At 45.9% G+C, this 18017-nt stretch carries 10 protein-coding genes; all 10 read right to left on the reverse strand.

The genetic code is table 11. The features are described 5' to 3' along the window. Positions 1–23: 23 nt before the first annotated feature. Complete coding sequence (locus tag G5B30_RS03860) at positions 24–1466, reverse strand: amidohydrolase (protein WP_165318639.1); 1443 nt, start codon at positions 1464–1466, stop codon at positions 24–26. A 77-nt stretch (positions 1467–1543) separates the two neighbouring features. Beyond that, complete coding sequence (locus G5B30_RS03865; RefSeq protein ID WP_165318640.1) at positions 1544–3271, reverse strand: RagB/SusD family nutrient uptake outer membrane protein; 1728 nt, start codon at positions 3269–3271, stop codon at positions 1544–1546. 18 nt (positions 3272–3289) lie between these two features. After that, complete coding sequence (locus G5B30_RS03870) at positions 3290–6418, reverse strand: SusC/RagA family TonB-linked outer membrane protein (RefSeq protein ID WP_165318641.1); 3129 nt, start codon at positions 6416–6418, stop codon at positions 3290–3292. 35 nt (positions 6419–6453) lie between these two features. Then, positions 6454–8022 carry a hypothetical protein gene (locus G5B30_RS03875; RefSeq protein ID WP_165318642.1) on the reverse strand — a complete coding sequence of 523 codons (1569 nt, stop codon included), beginning with the start codon at positions 8020–8022 and terminating at the stop codon, positions 6454–6456. Between the two features lie 18 nt (positions 8023–8040). Further along, the gene (locus G5B30_RS03880) at positions 8041–9303 is read right to left on the reverse strand and encodes an MFS transporter (RefSeq protein WP_165318643.1); all 1263 of its coding nucleotides are present in this window, start codon (positions 9301–9303) and stop codon (positions 8041–8043) included. Further along, complete coding sequence (locus tag G5B30_RS03885; RefSeq protein WP_165318644.1) at positions 9296–10792, reverse strand: FAD-dependent oxidoreductase; 1497 nt, start codon at positions 10790–10792, stop codon at positions 9296–9298. Before G5B30_RS03885 ends, G5B30_RS03880 begins: the two co-directional genes overlap by 8 nt. Before the next feature lie 369 nt (positions 10793–11161). Then, complete coding sequence (locus G5B30_RS03890; RefSeq protein ID WP_165318645.1) at positions 11162–12361, reverse strand: glycoside hydrolase family 88 protein; 1200 nt, start codon at positions 12359–12361, stop codon at positions 11162–11164. Between the two features lie 54 nt (positions 12362–12415). Further along, positions 12416–13678 (reverse strand): M14 family zinc carboxypeptidase, encoded by a 1263-nt coding sequence (locus G5B30_RS03895; RefSeq protein WP_165318646.1) that lies wholly within the window; start codon positions 13676–13678, stop codon positions 12416–12418. A gap of 24 nt (positions 13679–13702) precedes the next feature. After that, positions 13703–15955, reverse strand: coding sequence for a heparinase II/III family protein (locus tag G5B30_RS03900; protein ID WP_165318647.1), 2253 nt, complete (start codon positions 15953–15955; stop codon positions 13703–13705). Between the two features lie 47 nt (positions 15956–16002). Continuing rightward, a complete protein-coding gene (locus tag G5B30_RS03905) occupies positions 16003–17919 on the reverse strand; it encodes a heparinase II/III family protein (protein ID WP_165318648.1) in 1917 nt (638 codons plus the stop codon). Between the last annotated feature and the right edge of the window lie 98 nt (positions 17920–18017).

Here is an 18017-nt window from a genome sequence, read left to right on the forward strand (position 1 = left end):
TAATTGTGCGATGTCAGATGGTTTCATTTCTTAACTCGGTAATCCAATGCCGGCGTACGATCGCCGACTAACGATTCATACTTGAAATCTGCCCCTCTACGGGATTCGAACTCTTTCTTCACCTCATCAATCAATGCAGGATTGGTGTAGAGATCAATAGCGGTGAGTGTAAATACCTTAGCCGCATTGATGAGCGACTTAGTACCGATCGTGGTCCCGCCTGCAGCCGCCCAATGCCAGCTGTGTGCCGAACTGCCTGGAATAAAAGCAGCCGTACCGAAAGTAATGGTAGGTACATTCCAGCTAACATCGCCGACATCAGTAGAACCTCCACCAGTAGATGGTCTTTCATCGGCTAGTGGTTGTATCGCTGTCACTCTTTCCAAAACTGTTTGTTTAAGTCCAAGTTCTTCGACCATTTGCTCAGCAAAAGCACGTTCGCGATCATCATAATGGACACCACCAACGATTTCGAGATTTTTGTGTATCAATTCGGCTAATTTACGATTAGGGAGTTTTTCATAAAATCCGGCGATGATTTCTTTGGTCACTGTTGTCTGTGTGCCCAATGCCGCTCCTTCAGCCGCTTGGTTTACCCAGGCCACCAGTGCCTTCAATACTTCTCGTTTGGGATGCCTGATATAATAGGATACAGTCGCTACCTCGGGTACCACATTGGGGGCTTCGCCTCCATTAGTAATGACATAATGGATACGTGAAGCAAAATGGATATGCTCACGGAGCATGTTGACCATATAGTTCATAGCCTCTACTCCATCTAGGGCTGAACGGCCCTTGTGGGGACTCCCGGCTGCATGAGCAGCTTTACCGTGAAAGGTATAGTCTATCATCTGTACGGCTGTGAACCCATTGCCTACGTCAACAGCATTTGTGCTACCGGGATGCCAATCCAATACGACATCTACTCCGTTGTAAAAGCCGTCACGGGCAAGGTAAACCTTACCCCCTCCACCTTCTTCAGCAGGAGAACCAAACACCTTGAGCGTGCCTTGACGGTGCTCGCTCACCAACCATTCCTTGATAGCCACTGCTCCTGCGACAGCACCGGTCCCAAGCAGATTATGGCCGCAGGCATGGCCATTACCACCCTGCTCCACGGGCTTTCGATAAGGTACCGTATCCTGAGATAGTCCCGGCAACGCATCAAATTCAGCCGAAACACCAATCACAGGATTTCCACTTCCATATGTGGCGACAAAAGATGTTGGCATCCCAGCTACTCCTGTTTCTATCTTAAAACCATGCTCACGAAGGTGGTCCTGTAGCATCTTAGAACTCTTGTTTTCCAAAAACCCTAATTCGGGGACAGACCATATCTGCTTTTGGAGCTGGTCATATATACGGAATGAACGATCAAGGTATTCAAGAGGTGAGCTAGTACGCTTTTGAGCCAATAAGGTTAAAGGCATTAAGATGATGACTAACCATAGTGTTTGTTTTCTCATTAAAATTTAGTTTTATATGTTTTGAGCACACAATATACTAATAACCAATTGGCTATATAATATATAACTCGTTATTCTTACCATACATTCCGTTGATCCAAGAAGTCATTCATCTGAGTTTCCTGCAATGGATAGGGGAACAACAAGTGCTTTTTTCTATCAAAATTCTCTCCAGTTTCCAAATATATGCGATGGATGACATCTGTTGATTTAAAGTCCGGATGCTCCTCGATAGCTTTATTCGTCGCTTCTAATTTTTCTTCCAATAAATTCCATCGAATCAGATCCTGTTTACGTAAGCCTTCGAAACAAAGCTCTCTCAAACGCTCGTCCACCAATTCTTTAAAGAAATCGTCATGAACTACACTTCCAATATAAGGGTCCAAGCCTGCTCTTTCACGGACAATATTCAAACTGTTCACCGCCTCCGGTGTAGCATCAGCCGTCCCATTCCTGCTTCCAATAATAGCTTCAGCATGCATAAGCAATACATCCGAATATCGCAGTATCGGAAAGTTGGTACTCGTAAAATTAGGATCGGTTTCTGATCCCGGGGTATTGTTCAATATTGTGTACTCCGCACCTGTCACAGGGGAATTAGCCTTCAGATATTCTATATCCTTCGGTTCCCATCTTCTGAACTTACCTATTCCATAGTACTGGTTTAAAGGACTATCAAAAATATAGCGCATCACAAAACTCTCGCTCGCCGACGACCAAGCATTGTAGTATCCACCTATACTCCATGTCCTCCTGCTGTCTTCCAATGAATAAATATTATAGACGGGCAAACCAACATTGACATAGACAAAACTGCGCGGTATACCGGTAGCACCTTGAAAGTTTAGCCCATTAATATTTCCCATTCTTCCTCCCACCTGTACACCCATGCGGATGTAATTACCAAAGGAAATCTCAAAAAGGGTTTCCCTTAAGTCATACCGGTCTTGCAAATAATTAATAAAATGATTTCTATAGCTATCCGGATCGGTAGCATAAGGTACGATTCCGTGCCAGCCATCACTGATAATAATCTCGCATTGATCTTTGGCTTTGTCAAAATACTGCTGTGGATTTTCCAGATAACATTCAGACTCATTTTCAGACAAATAGGGTTGATAGCCCCCCATTTTTAGATAAAGTCGAGCCAATAGACCATGAGCCGCCATTTTGTTAGGTTCGCCCGGTACATATTTAGCACTACTCGCATGTTCGAGATGCTCTGCGGCAAACAGATAATCATTCTCCGCCTGCTCATACACTTCTTTTACCGGCGATGGTGCCAGATGATTATCGGCCTGTGAGGTACTCGGTGTAAGCCGGAGCGGTACCGGGCCAAACCAGTTGGCCAAGGTAAAATAACAGAACCCTCGCATAAATCTTGCCTTTGCCAACAGTTGGTTATACTCTTCTGTGGAAAACTTGTCAGCTTTCAGGTTTTTTTCAAACTGATTGACCAGCTGTATACAGGTGTAAAGTCGTAGCCACAGGTTTTTGATTGCGTCGGTCGAAGGAGTAAACAGATATTTGGCCGGAGCTCGCGAAGCCGGAGCAGCATTGACGTATGTTTCGTCGGTACCAGCCTCCAAAAGTACATTAAAATAGTAACCATACACATTGTCGTTTGCCAGCTGGCTATAGATTCCCGACAGAGCCATATCTGCTTCTTTTTTGTTGGCATAAAAAGACTCTTTACTCCATTCTGACAATGGATCTACATCTAAAATTTTGTTACAGCTTGTCAGTATCATGGTCATCAAAAGGATCATGAGGAAACATTCTTTACTTTTTCTTATTGCATTCATAATACATAGATTATAGGATTAAAACGTAATTTCTATACCTCCAGACAAGGTCACGCTTTGTGGGTAAGCCGAATAATCCAGACCCGGCGTCAAAGCGCCGTACCTCCCCACAGATACATCTGGATCATATCCCTCATATTTTGTCCACGTATAGAGGTTCTGAGCAGACAAGGACAGTCGACATCTCTTCAACCTCAACCTGCTAAGCAATTGGCTGTTCAGATTATAACCCAGTACAACTGTTTTAAGCTTAAGATAAGACCCATCATCTATATGCCGATCATCAAGTCTGTAACCTACAGGGCGAGTGAGGTTTCTACCATCGAATCCCGAACCACTCACATCGGTATCCGTATGGGTCGGAGTCCATATGTCATTGAGCGATCTTAAGCCATTTCTACTGCGAATGAAATAGTTTCCCATTTCAGATTTGTTCCCGTTCAGAAGGTCAAAATCATAAGCCCATTGGAACATAAACTGAAGATCAAATGTTTTGTATCGAAAAGAGTTGTTCAAACCTCCAATATGCTTCGGATGTGGGTTACCTATAATAGTCCTGTCCAATTCACTGATCTTACCATCACCATTTATATCCTTGAACTTGACCATCCCTGGCCGCGTATTATCCACTATGGTAGGAATTCCCGGTTTGATTTCATAGGCTCCCCCACTGTTGATGAGGAAATCATCGGCCTGATAGAGCCTGTCGTAGACCATACCATACATCATACCGACCGGTTGGCCTACTCTCGTCACATATTGATACTCGGTGGAAGACATGAAATGGGTATTCCATCTTGGATCCGTCAAAAGTTCGACCTGCCCATCATTAAGGCGTACCGCTTTGGTTCTATTGAATGTAATATTGAAATTGGTGCTCCAGCGGAAATCTTTCTTTTGGATATTCTTCGAATTGACGGTAAATTCAAATCCTCTATTGGACACCTCTCCGATATTCTGCTGTACGCGGTCAAAGCCGGTACTCGGCGACATATCCGCATTGAGCAACAAGTCTACTGTATTCTTTATATAATAATCTGCAGTAATGTCGATCCTCTTTTTCCATGCTATATCCAGACCGATATTGGATTGTTTAGTGGTCTCCCAACGCAGATCCGGTACAGCCATATTGGTCTGGATAACACCTGGCATATAGGCTTGACCTTCACCCAACACATACCCACTGGTCGTGCTAACTCCAAAACGATCAAATCCGGCATAACTATTTATTCGGTCATTTCCGGTCATCCCCCAGCCTGCCCGCAGTTTCATTTCCGTAATATCTTTTTGAGCTTTCATGAATTTCTCATTCGATATCCGCCACGCCAGTGAAAACGAAGGAAAGTAGCCCCATCGGTTTTCCGGCCTAAACTTGGACGATGCATCCGCACGAAAGTTGACCGTTGCCAGATAGCGATTATCATACGTATAGTTACCTCGTCCAAAAAAAGACAGTAGTGTACTTTTAGTAAAATCGGTCTGGGCTATGGTTCCCGCCGTGGCAAGACCTAAGTTACGTATTCCGAAATGATCGATCAACAAATTGGTGTTCCTCAGCTGAGAATATTGATAAGACCTTCCCTGTATCTCCAACCCCGCAAGGCCCCCATACACATGTTTGCCTTTTCGATCATTGTATTGCAAGGTATTGGAGGTCGACGCGGTGGTAACTCGTGTATCCGTAATAGACCCATTTATACCAACGGCTGACCGCTGAGCCTGTTGTGTCTGCTCTTTGTAAAACAGGGTGTTTTCCGTGATGTTAGCGTGGTAGCTACCCAAAAGGTTTAATGTCCATTTGTCCGAAAACTTGTAGTTCAATCCTATGTTACCACCGATCACGTCATTGGCACGCGTCCGCTCGGTATTATTCAGGGTACGCACAGGATCGTACAGATAGATGTCGTCGGTGACAGCCTCGTCTAGAAACTCCTCCTCGTCCTCAGCGGTCCAATTAACAGGGTTGATCGGACGGAACGATATAGCGTCCCGGATAACACTCGTGGTAGTACCCCCGGAAATCGCCGAACCAACTCTGTCCAACCTGTTGTATTCTGCCCGCATAGTTACCTCAAATTTATCCGTCACCTCATGCCTCAGCTTGAGGAGATTGTTGATCTTCTTAAAGCCGGTCGTTATCAATGTACCATTCTGATCGGTAAAATTTCCGCTGTAATAAAAACCCGTTTTTGGAGTCCCTCCGCGCATGGATATCGTATAGTTCTGGGTGTTAGCATTTTGAAAGATCTCATTTTGCCAGTTGATCCCCTCTTCATCTCTGTACAATTCGGGGTCGATCCAGCGGTTGTAAAACATATTCAGGTTTTGACCCGGCACATAATTGTCTGTAGCATAGGCTATTTTTTGCTGATAGAGTACATATTCATACGGGCTCATAACCTCTAACCGAGTAGGGATATACTGCAACCATGTATATGCACCAGCCTTGATATCGGTTTTTCCATCGTTACGTCCCCCCAATGTAGTGATGACCACAACACCATTCGCACCGCGTGAACCATATATAGCTGTCGCAGAGGCATCTTTCAGGATGTCAAAACTTTTGATATCACGTGTGTTAATAGTCGATGGATCGAAGTCCTCATAAGGCACACCATCCACCACATACAGCGGCGAGTTGTCTCCCGTAATGGAGTTCCCTCCCCGGATGACAATATTCATTGCACTACCGGGAGTACCATCACTCGATGTCACCTGTACGCCCGCAACCCGACCTGCTAATGCCTGATCGAAATTAGCCGTGGCGGTTGAAGCCAGATCGTCAGGGTTTATTGAGGCCACAGCTCCCGTGAGGTCTTTCTTCTGGATAACCTGATACCCTACAGCGACTTCCTCAATCTGTCTCTCCTCCATAGCAAGTTGAACGTTAATGGTCGATTGCTCCAATACTATTTTTTCAACCGTCTGAAAGCCTATATAAGAAAAGACTAGAATATCAGACGCTTTGACGTTAGGCATGATATAGTCTCCGTTGCCATCCGTGGTGGTCCGTTGTGTACTCCCCTTTACGACGACCGTTACCCCAGAGATGGGTCCATCCGAATCGGACACCTTCCCCCGAACGAGATGTTGAGCAAATGCTGATACCGAAATGATAATCAGTAATGATGATAAGATTAGCTTCATGTTATTAAGATTTATGTTGGTTTCTACTCCATGTATTAGTTGGATTCCTCCGCTTTATAATGGAAGTCCGTCAGATAATGCCGACCACCCCGGCCTTGTTGCGTCCCTGCGGTGGAGCCATTGTTGCTCAAGTCTCCTTCAAAATTAGAGGTCAACCGAAAGGCCACTGTAAAGTGGGAGGATATCTGTTCAGGGGAAATGTCGTAAGTACATTGCAACCAGTGGGTATTAGTTGCCTGCCCCGTAGTCAAACCCAGCGTTTCCTCTCCCCAATTCTCCCCAGTCAGACTGGTAGATTGCCTGTTCCGCAACGCGGCGTTGACCTTGGTCCACGTGCCATTGAGCCAGTTTCCCTGTGCATCCTGAAGATCGCCCCCAGTATAATCCGTAGAGATATACACCTCAAACTCAATCGGTATAGTACCGTCGGACATTGCTTGCCAAAACGTCGTCAGATAATAAAAAGAAAACGAAAGATCGTAACCGTACTGAAATGGGGTTAGATCTTGTGTGGTGGTTACCATCAATGTATTGAACGGTCCTTTTGTAATGCCAGTAGCGGCGCCTGTTATTGTTTCTAACATGGTCTGTGCTGTATTCGCTGCCGGTCTAAAATCAGGCTTTTTAAAGAGGCTAGCATTGTAGGTACTATTTGCTGTACCAGCCCCCCAGATGCGTTGAGCAGATCCTTGATCGAAAGTCTGTACCGTAAAACCCTCCCCTCCCAACGGCTTGGCTGTACTTGTGTTCAATGTCGGATAAAAGAAATAGATGGTTTCGATAGGCATGGTTTCAGGTACATCGGTAATAATGACTGTCACCACGTCTTCGAATACGGCAATTTCTCCATTGATATCACTTACGACGTGGATAATAGGGGTTAACGATTCTTTTTCGGTATAAACATAGCCCGAAGCCAACGAAATCTCCCCTGTTTCGGCATCGATGTTCAACTTATCTGTATGGTCACCCAAGGCAAAATGTATTGCCGGATTACCATTCGGCACAATAGGGGCTTTTGTCTTGCTATTAGCATCGCCGTAAACCAGGTTTTGATTTTTTGGTGCATAGACAATCAACGAAGGAAGCAGCGGATTGACACGCAGATGGAAAGCGTCCTCAAATACGGTCGAATATTGCGTTTCTTCTGCTGTTGTGGTCACCCGAATGGTAAAATAGTAATCATCCGGAGAAAGGTCGTTACCCGAAGTTACAGAAATCACCCCGTTGCTTCTGGGGTTATGGGCCACTACCACCGTAACCGGATTGCCATTTTCATCGACAACATCCTCCGGAGGGTTTGTGATAGCAATATTAACGGTAGATGCCGTACCGACACTAAAGTAATTGAGTTGTGCGTCGCCCAGCAGGCTTCCGTCACCTCTCCGCACACTGACAATTTCGAAACGTGGGATAAGCCCTCCCGTCTCAACGGTCGGAGCGACGGTAGAAACACTTTCTCCTTCTCGTGCATCCATAATTGCGATGTAGCGCAGATCCGAGGGATTTCCGATTTTATTAAAATCCTTAAGCGCATCCCGACATGCTGTGGTCACCCATATGAGAATGCCGCACAGCAATAGAAGTAGGTTTTGATTTTTCATAATTTACTTGGATTTATTTTAGGTTATTTGTATAATTTTTCCTAGTTTTCCTGTTAGTAATTGAACACATAGTAGGGTAAACAAATAGGCAACGCCTATCCCGATGAATATCGGGACATACGAAAAATTCTGCACTGTCCACCCCACCGACAGTTGTGAAAGAATGCCGGCAATACCTCCTAATGTACCCCCGATACCGGTCAACGTGCCTTGCACATGTCTGGGAAAGACTTCTGCCGGGATGGTAATGTTGCCCCAAAGGCCATGACCGAGCATGACTCCGGCTATTGCGGCCAACGCCAGCCCTATCCCCGAAGAATAGAATAGCATCGCGCAGCAAACCGGCACGAGAAGCGATGCGAAAAGCATAACGGATTTACGTGCTCGGTTCAGCGACCAACCTAGGCGATTGATTAACCATCGTGGGATAACTCCCCCCAGCAGGGTGCCTACCGCAAGAATAACAAAAGGAATCCACGCCAGATAGCCCATCTGTTCCAAAGTGAGCTGTTGCTGTTCCTGCAGGTATTTAGGTATCCAAAAGATCAGAAAGTAGGTTACCGGATCAATAAAGATACGTGCGCAGAGGCAGCCCCAAGCTTGCTTCATACGCAACAAACGCCAGATGCTGGTCTTCTCCTCTTCAGAGGATTGCGCGGGTTGTCCCTCCAAAATCAACTCACGCTCTGCTTCACTGATATGAGGGTGATCTTGCGGCAAATGATATTGGCGCCGCCAAAAAAAGAGCCAGAAAAGACCCAACAACCCGGTTACCACAAACGCCGCCTGCCAATGGAACTGTACCGCGATTACCGAGACTAAGGGAATAGCAATGGCCGCACCTGCTGACGAACCCGCATTAAGCATACCAATAGCCAGCGCCCGCTCGCGCAGCGGAAACCATTCGGACGCAGCCTTGACACCTGCAGGGAAATTAGCCGATTCGGCAATGCCCAAAAGAAACCGGACCGCCGAGAATTGCATGGCCGTCTTGGCAAACGCATGTAACAGGTTGGCTATAGACCAACCCCCGACAGCCCATAGAAAGCTTTTTCGAGTACCTAAGCGGTCTACCAACGTCCCGCTGATGGCGTACATGACCGTGTAGCTCAGCAGGAACGATGAGGTAATGTAAGAATAGTCCATGTCAGTTAGGCCGAGCTCCGCCTGTATAGTCGGGGCAAGCACAGACAAGACTTGTCTGTCCAGATAATTTAATGTGGAGGCAAAGAATAACAAGATAGCTACTCCCCAGCGGACATTGCCTGATGATTTAGCCATGTGCTTTATCTTTAAATGGATTATGGTGGGATGCTGTAGCGCCCGAGCTGTCAACTTTGTTTAGTGCAAGCGATGAATCAGCAGGCTGTTCGTCAGGCATGCCGAGAAGATACTGACCTTGTTCAATCAGCTGTTTGCGTAATGCCGCAACATCGACACTGCGTACATCACCGCCGCCTTGTTGAACCAGATTGGCCATAGCCAGCCCTGCTCCTTGTCCAATAGCCATACATGTGGCCATAACCCGAGCCGAGCCAAAGGCTGTATGTGTTGCTGAAATACACCGTCCAGCCACCAAAAGATTGTCAAGTTTTTGTGGCAGAAGCGAACGGTAAGGAATTTCATAAACGGCTTTGCCTGATCCTGTAAATATCTGCTGCTCACCTTCTGGTGGATGTATATCAATGGCAAACGTACCACAGGCTATGCCGTCCTCAAAAGCGCGGTTGGATAATACATCCTGCTCAGTCAGCTGATAATCGCCACGGATACGACGTGTCTCCCGTACGCCCACCTGTGCTCCGGTGTCCAGAATATAAGACTCATCAAAACCGCCCACATACTTCTGAAGGAATTTATGAATCTCCCAGGCCTGTTTGCGGGTTTCGTATTCTGCACGCGTCAGATCAGCGGCATTTGTACCATCTATTCCTTGCAGACGTGTCGCATTGACCGCAATCTGACCTTCCTGCGGAAGTTCATAGAAAAGGATACGAGGAGCTGCATCTTTCGGAAACTCACCTTTTTCCATACCCATTTTTACCAATTGCTTTAAACCCAGAAAAGCAATAGCCTTGCTGGAATCAATCTCGTCATCTGTGGGCGAATCTTTCAATAGATCTCGGTTATTTTTCATCCAAATACGCAAATTGGTCATATTGATACCACCTATACGGAAAAACAGCGTCACAGGCTGCATGGCACCATCTTTCTCCCGACCTTTCACAAATGGAGCTCCTGCCCATGTAGCGATATCAGCATCTGCCGAACAATCGATAACGTACCTGGGTACAATAGCCTGCCTTCCCGATTTATTTTCGATAATTACCGAGGTGATTTTACCCTTCTCCGTTGTTGCACCTACCGCCCAAGTATGGAGCAACAATTCTACACCGGCTTCCTTGACCATCTGGAAAAGAAGATATTTCATCCCTTCTGGATCAAATGGAGTCATGGAGGCATTATCAAACGTCAGATCCGTCACATGGCCCTGAGAAGACTTTAGATCGACCAGTCGTTCAACCAGCTCGCCGGCAATACCACGGATGACTTGTTTCCCTTTAATGTCATGAAAGGTAAACATCGGGTTGACCATGGCTATAGTCAGATTACCCCCCAAAAAGCCATAGCGCTCTACTAATAATACCTTGGCACCATTACGTGCCGCAGAAATAGCCGCACCAATACCTGCGGGACCTGCGCCAATAACCACAACATCTGGAGATGTATAAACTGGAATTTCTCTCGTTTCTTCTTTGATAAATTTCATAAGGATGTTCTATATATATTTATATGTTTTTTGCACTAAACTCATACTAACGGATGCAGAAAGTCTGCACTTTTTTCTAAATATATTGTTGAATAAATAGGTTTATATTCTCATAACAGACTGCTAAATTATGTTATTTTATACTGTTATACAATAGATTATACAAACAAAATTCCCATTATTTTATTGGGAATGTTCCCACAACCGTTCCCAAACACATTTTTTTCAATTATTTTTTTTTGCACTTTTTTGATTTATATTAAATTGGGGTATTTTTCCTTTGAAAGCAGTTAAGAATCTCACAAACATGGAGGAGCTAAAAAAACCGCATTATTGCGGTTTCTCGAGTATTGTTATTTTTATTTTTCATCATTCTGTCCTTTTCATTAACCACCGTGTAAGCGCCTCTGTATAGTAATAATCTGCATAATTTAGTGGTACGTCAACCTCATTCCCGCTGGGGAAGTTGCTCACACTGTGCATGAGTACAAAATGTTGGTTCTCTCCCGGTTTCGCAGTATAAGCATCCCCCGACAACGTGTTCAGGATATGTTTCGCATTTTTCAGATATTTATCGTTCGTATACCCACTGAGTTCTATCAGTGCTGAGGCTATAATAGCACCTGCAGAAGCATCTTTTGGTGCTTTCGGGATATCGGATGCATTGAAATCCCAATAGGGCACTCCATCTTTGGGATAGTTGGAGTGATGGAGGATAAAATCGGCTATCTTTTCTGCAAAATCTAAGTATTTTTGATCTTTCGTATACCTATAGCACATGGTGTACCCATACAAAGCCCAAGCTTGGCCGCGTGCCCAGGCACTTTCGTCCGCAAAGCCCTGTGCCGTAACCTTGCTACGCACCTCTCCGGTCTCGGGATCATAATCGACCACATGGTAGGAACTACCGTCTGGTCTGAAATGATTTTCCATCGTGGTGTTGGCGTGGGTGATGGCAATATTCCTGTACAAACTGTCTCCGGTGATGTTGGAGGCTTCGAACAGCATTTCCAGATTCATCAGGTTGTCGATAATGACCGGAAACTTCCACCCCCGTTCCGCCTGCCAGTTGCCTGCTACGTCCCAGCTCTTTATACATCCCACCGCATCATTAAACCGTGTTATCAACGCATTGGAAGCGTCTATCAGTACCTTTTTATACTGTTCCTCGCCAGTGATTCGATAAGCTTTGCCATAGGAGTTGTTGAAGATAAAGCCGAGGTCATGGTCATTGGTCAGATCCTTGTGGTGCTCAATCAGCTTCTGTGCTGCTATTGCTGCCTCTTTCCATTTCTCATCCTGTGTCTGCTGGTACAGCATCCAGCAAGTACCCGGCCAAAAACCTTCTGTCCAGTCATACGGTTGGATTATCCAACGTATATTTCCTTCCTTTGTTATACTTCTGGGAATCCTATTTTCCGCCATGGCAGCCTCCCTTAGTCCTTCCAATTGGTTCTCAACCTTTTTCAGCTGCGAGAGGGTAACATTCTTTGAATTACAGGCATAAAAAATTACTGGAAGGAGAAAGATAAATGATTTCATTATGCCATGTAATGGTTTTTCGCTCATAATTTTCTGTTGTTAAATATTAATGACTCGTATTTGCAAAAAATTGATTGTGTTTTATTGGATAGCGTGTTTATCCCAGCCTGCGCGCCCTCCCGATTTGATTAAAAACCGTAACGCTTCCTGATGGGCAATCAACTGGGCATCAAGGAGCATCTCGGGTGTTTGCATAGCCGGATCGCCAGACAGATTGGTTCCGAAATATCCATGACTGGGCGATTCTATGACAACACACAGCGCACCACAATGCAAGTTAAGCGCGGTATTCAGGTTATATCCCCCCATCCTACGAAGAGATGGATCGGCTTCGATGGTCGTATCCATTGACCCTTGGAGTTTATTGTCGGTTAAAGCGATCTTGATATTTCTGTACAAAGCATCGAATATCGGTTGCAACTTGGGCTCGGTAAAAGGCCGCAGAATGTGCATGTAATAGTTGTTCTTGGGCACGCCGGTGTGCATATTGATGATGAGGTCAGGCTTTTCACGGGCCGCCAGGTCGAACAGCATTTTGGTTTCAGGCTGCGGTGAACCGAAGAAATCATCGTGCATGATATTGACTCCTGCATCGTTTGGATAACCGCCCGGAAAACCTACCTCCGAGAAGTCCATCGGGATAAATTCCTTCACATCCGGCCATCCGATAATACTGCCGTCTTTCTTGCCGCCTGTATTCAGATATTCGTGTACGGTAAACGAACCCGAAGCACCACCACGGTCGGGTTCCATCCTGATGGGGACACGGGATCTGCCGTCCGGATTGACAAGTGGGATAAGTACGATACGGTCTACCGAATCGAGCATAGCGGCCAGCTCGGGTCGTGCCTTTCCACTCAGATCCTTGCCGGTTTCAAACACCTCGATCATGTTGATCGTACCCATGATGCTTTCCAACTCAAACCCGTGTACCCCGCCCAAGCCCATATACACCGTTTTTTCGTTGTCCGCCCCTCTGTAGGGAACAAGATCGGAAACTGCCAGTGATCCGGAGAAGGTGGTTGTGCCGGCTCCAATTCTCTTTTCGCCGTACGACACGGCAAAAATAGGCCGCCCGCCGGCAGATGTTCCGGCCGTTTCTACCTTGCCCTTTTTTACCCGGGTCTCGAGATAGGTATTTATTCCCTCTACCGAAGCAATCCAGAAGTCCGGGATGTGTTCCGCTTCGTCCAGATAGCCTTCAGGGATATCATCGTAAGAGATGGCCGGTGTAGGATTCTTTTTATCCGGAGCAGAAGTACACGCAGAGAAAAGTAAACTAACAAGGCCGATGAGGCTGAAGTAGCAGATTGTTCGGGTGATGAGATGATTTCGTTGTTTCATTTTTTATGTTTTTGTGAGAATAGTTTAACGTATCTTGAATATGCTTTCCTGATGTTCTACCTCGGAAGTGAATGCTTCGTCCAGTAACGAAACGCCACCGTGGGTAATACGGATGTGGCCTCCAACGGTGTCGTCATCGTTGAACAGGATCTCGTAGTTCTTGCCCGCATAGTCAAATGCCACGCCTTTTTTATCTCCTTGGTCTTTTGCTTTGGAGGCAATCATCTCCTTTAAATCCTTATCACCTACTTGTATCAGATGTAGAAAGCTGTCCTTAAGACTGGGTTTTTCAGGTGCTACCTCGACCCGCCACTGCCCCAACAGTGGTTTTGTCGTGAGGTTTGTGTAGCGTCCCGGACTGTTGGGACGGTAGTTCCAGTCTTTGGGTGTAAGAAGGGGCAAAGGCCAGTTGCGGCCGTCGGACCAAAACTGTCTGTCGGGGCCGCCGATCTTGGTTGCTTTGGCAGCCGTAGGAAATACGGTACGACAGAACAAGGTGCCGCCCTGTGAGATCTCCTGAAATTCGTTGTCGTTGATGAAGGTCGGTTCGCTGGCGGTATGCAGAAGCCAAGTTTTGGGGTAATCGGCCGATTTGGAGACGACTTTGTCGAAAACCACGAATACGTCAGGCTGGATGAACACAAACTGCCGGAGGACGGTCTGTGCTTTGTCCTTATGATAAGATTTTGTAGCGTCGGAAGCAATGTAGACGTATTGCTCATTTTGGCTGTATCCAACCACGGCAGACCCTAAGCGTTCCCGCTGCCCTCCATCATTGGGTAGGGGCAGGGGTGTTTCGGAAGATGCGGGGCCTCCCCAATATTCTGGAAATTCTTCCCCGGGCATCCGGATCGTGATACAGTTGTGTGCAACGGTACGGCAGTAATAATGGGTGAGGTGCTGACCTGGCTCTGGCCTTGTGCCAGAGTCCAGTGCCCGAAATCCGTTCCTGTAGATCACGAAGTTATTGTTGTCAAAGTGTTTGTGTGCCGTAATTATACCTCCTGTAGAGAAGGCAGCGTATGTGTCATTGGGACCGGAGCCTGAACGCATAAATATCTGCCCCATATTCTCAAAGCGCATGCTTGAAGGAAGCCCCGGAAGCTCGTCTTTTGTTTGTTTAGAGATTTCTGGATAATAGTCTACAATATACCGTAGAAAGGGTATATCATCAGAAGAATAACGCTTCACTTTTCCCAAAATCCAGTCCATCACGGGACGTATCTCGAGACTTTCCCCATAAAAATGATTTATTTGCATCAAATGGGCATACATGTGACGCAAGGGCAATTTGTTGGAAATGTGGTCCACATCCCCATAACCAACGTGGCGATTGCCCGGCAACCAATTCCATTCTGTATAATACAGCAGGTCCAAGGGTGAAGTCCATCGTTGGGAAATATCAATGCCTGTCGCTGACTTGACACTGTGGAAAAAATTGAATTCTGCCCAAGGGTACGCCTGAATATTGTATTCCATAACTGCCGTAGCAGATCCGCCATCATCGCCAGCTACCTGTTTTCTATGCGCCAGTAGTTTCCAATGGTCTTCAAAACCCGTTTTAAGTAATTTTTCTGCTGTTTGATCATCAATACCTGTCTTATAAAATACCAAACCAGCATACCAGGCCAGTACAGGGTTGCCATAAAAACCACTTTTGTAATCGCCCCGGTTCTCTCTTGGCGCAGCTTTACGCCCATCGAGAAAAACCATTGTATTTATTGTGTGTAATAGCGGTTTCCCGATTTCAGTCCGTTCACTGTCTGTCAGGTCATTATAGATCCAATCAAAAGCAGACAGTGCCGTTATCCTCGAATAGGCTCGCCAATGGATGTTACGGTTTCGTTCATTCCGCGCAGCGTAATACTGTCCAAGGCGTTCTAGGATTTTTTTGGTAAAATCGAGGTATCCTTTATTTCCCGTAACCAGATAAAGCAGAGCAGCATCCGAAGCAAAAAATCCGTATTCATGGTCTTTCCCTTTGGTTCCATCGGTAATGTCGAAATCAGAGAATACGATGAGTTCCTGTTTCATGAGTTCGTCGATCCGGTCTTTGGTCTTTTGAAAATGTTCACGGTTTACCCGCTCCGTCGCCCTCCGCTTTAGGTCACTTATCATCGTCTCGTTGATAAAAACCCTCGGATGGCTGTCCCTTATCTTGGCAGATATTTCAGCAAAGACCTGTTTAATATCGTCCTGTTCCGGAGCCGCCCTTAATATCCCGGGAATAAGGACGCACATAAAAAAGAAAGTGAAACTTATAATTATTTTATTCATTTGACAGTACTATTTATTCTATACATTATACGTTTTTCTACCAATATTTAGTTCAAGTTTACCCCCATCTTTACCTGAAACACATAGCTCTGGTTTGCCGGTAGGACACCCTCAAACCCTACCACTACCGTCCCGGGATTAGCGGCATCATAGTCCGTAATAGGTTCGGTAGACCAGGTTTTTGCCTGCACCGAAAGGGATGATTCGATCTGTATATCTATAATTTTGTTATCCTGATGAAGCCGCAATGTATGACTATCGACGATTTCAGGTTCCGCGTTTGTCACCATGCTCCACCGCAATGTTGCTGGGTTATTATTTGTTCGTAACTCATCGGTGACGGCAAGATAATCTTCATTCATGAGGGTGATTTCCCGTTCGGCATGTTCCAGATCATTCTTGAACACTGGGGTAAGATCCAGAAGTACACCTCTTTTGGCATCCGTATCAAACACCTGCTTGATTTCAGCTTTACCATTTACCAAATGTCGGTTACCGTTAATGGTCAATGTATTGTGAAAATGATTGTTTATTCGCAACACATCCCATCGCTGGGAACTCTGCCCCATGTTCCACAGATCTACCCCTTTGCTTTCCAAGGTGATATAGCTCTGTAATCCTAAATCTATTGCCCACCGCACGCCATCCATCTCAAATACAAAAGAGCCGGCGTCCATATGCCCGTGTGCAGAGCCTGCTGCTCCACCTTTAATTCCCACATATTTGGCCACCGCCCCATCCCGGCCTGCTTTCACCACGGCAACAGGTACTTCACCATACCCCACATATAATTTGTCGGTTGGCGATGCCGGTACCTGACCAAAATCATGATCTATACCAAATATAAGTGCCAATGGCATTAGTCGATCTTCGGAAAAACTCCGGATATATCTTCCGCCGCCCTGCATAAGCTTCCGTTCATTTATAACCAAACTGGGGTTGTTTGCTTTCTTGGCAAACCAAAAGAGTACCGGATTAGGTACTTCAGCTTTCGCACAATCTGCATAGTTAAAACAGAGGCCGACAGACCCGGTCATGTATGTGATATAATCTGCCGTTTGCATAAAGCCTGTGCTACTATGCAGCCCCCCGTCCGTACCCAACGCACTTTCCAAAGCGGCCATCATCATCACCTGATACGTCGTTCCATAGCCCCAATAGGAATATCCTTCGGTGTAACTTCCACTCGGACTGTATTTTGCCAATGGGAGCTTGACCGATTCGTAAGCTCGCTCAATAATAGCTGCAGAGCCGTCCTCATTATCTTCATATATCGCCAACGCCGCAAGCACAAGTCCTCCGTTGCACACCTGATTCCAGTTCCCTCCATCGCTCAAGAACCACGCTTGACTGCTGTTGTTAGACGGCTCGAAGGCTTTTTCCCTCAGCGACCTGCGGATCTTTATCTTGGTTGCCTCGGTAAGGTCGGCGTAGAGCCAGTCATATCCGATAGCCACTCCAGCAGCCATTTCTCCAATATCCAGAAAATGGCTGGGGTTCCAGTCTGAAAAATCACATACGGCGTTAATCTCCGTTTCTGCCCGATCCAAGTATCTACTATCGTCCGTCATCCTGTAGGCAAAAGAGAGATAGAAAATCCGCTTTAAAGCCGTTCTTGATACCGCCAATAGGCGCTTACCTTCCAAAACCCTTTCCACGGGAGCCTCATTTAATGTCGTATTGCTAAAATTAAGAATATGCCTATAGATAATGGCTAGATCTGAATGCTGCAAAACGAGGTCTTTCAAGGCCGGCTCGTCCGCTTCCGTAAATAAAAGACGAGGGTGCGCGCGAAGCTGCGAATAATCAAAGAACTCCGTAGACGTATTTTCATCATCGGGTCGGGAGGGGCCATTTTTAATAACTTTAACCGAATCCGTATGATCCACATTCTTTTTACACGACAAAAGTGTCAAACAGCAGATAAAAAACAGAAATGTTATTTGAATGTTTTTACGCATCATAATGGTTTATATTCTCAAAACAGACTGCTAATCTATAGTATTCCATACTGTTAAACAAGTGCTTAAGCATAAGTTTTTCCCAATATTCTTTTGGGAAC

Source organism: Sphingobacterium sp. SGG-5, assembly GCF_011043525.1.
Classification (GTDB): Bacteria; Bacteroidota; Bacteroidia; order Sphingobacteriales; family Sphingobacteriaceae; genus Sphingobacterium.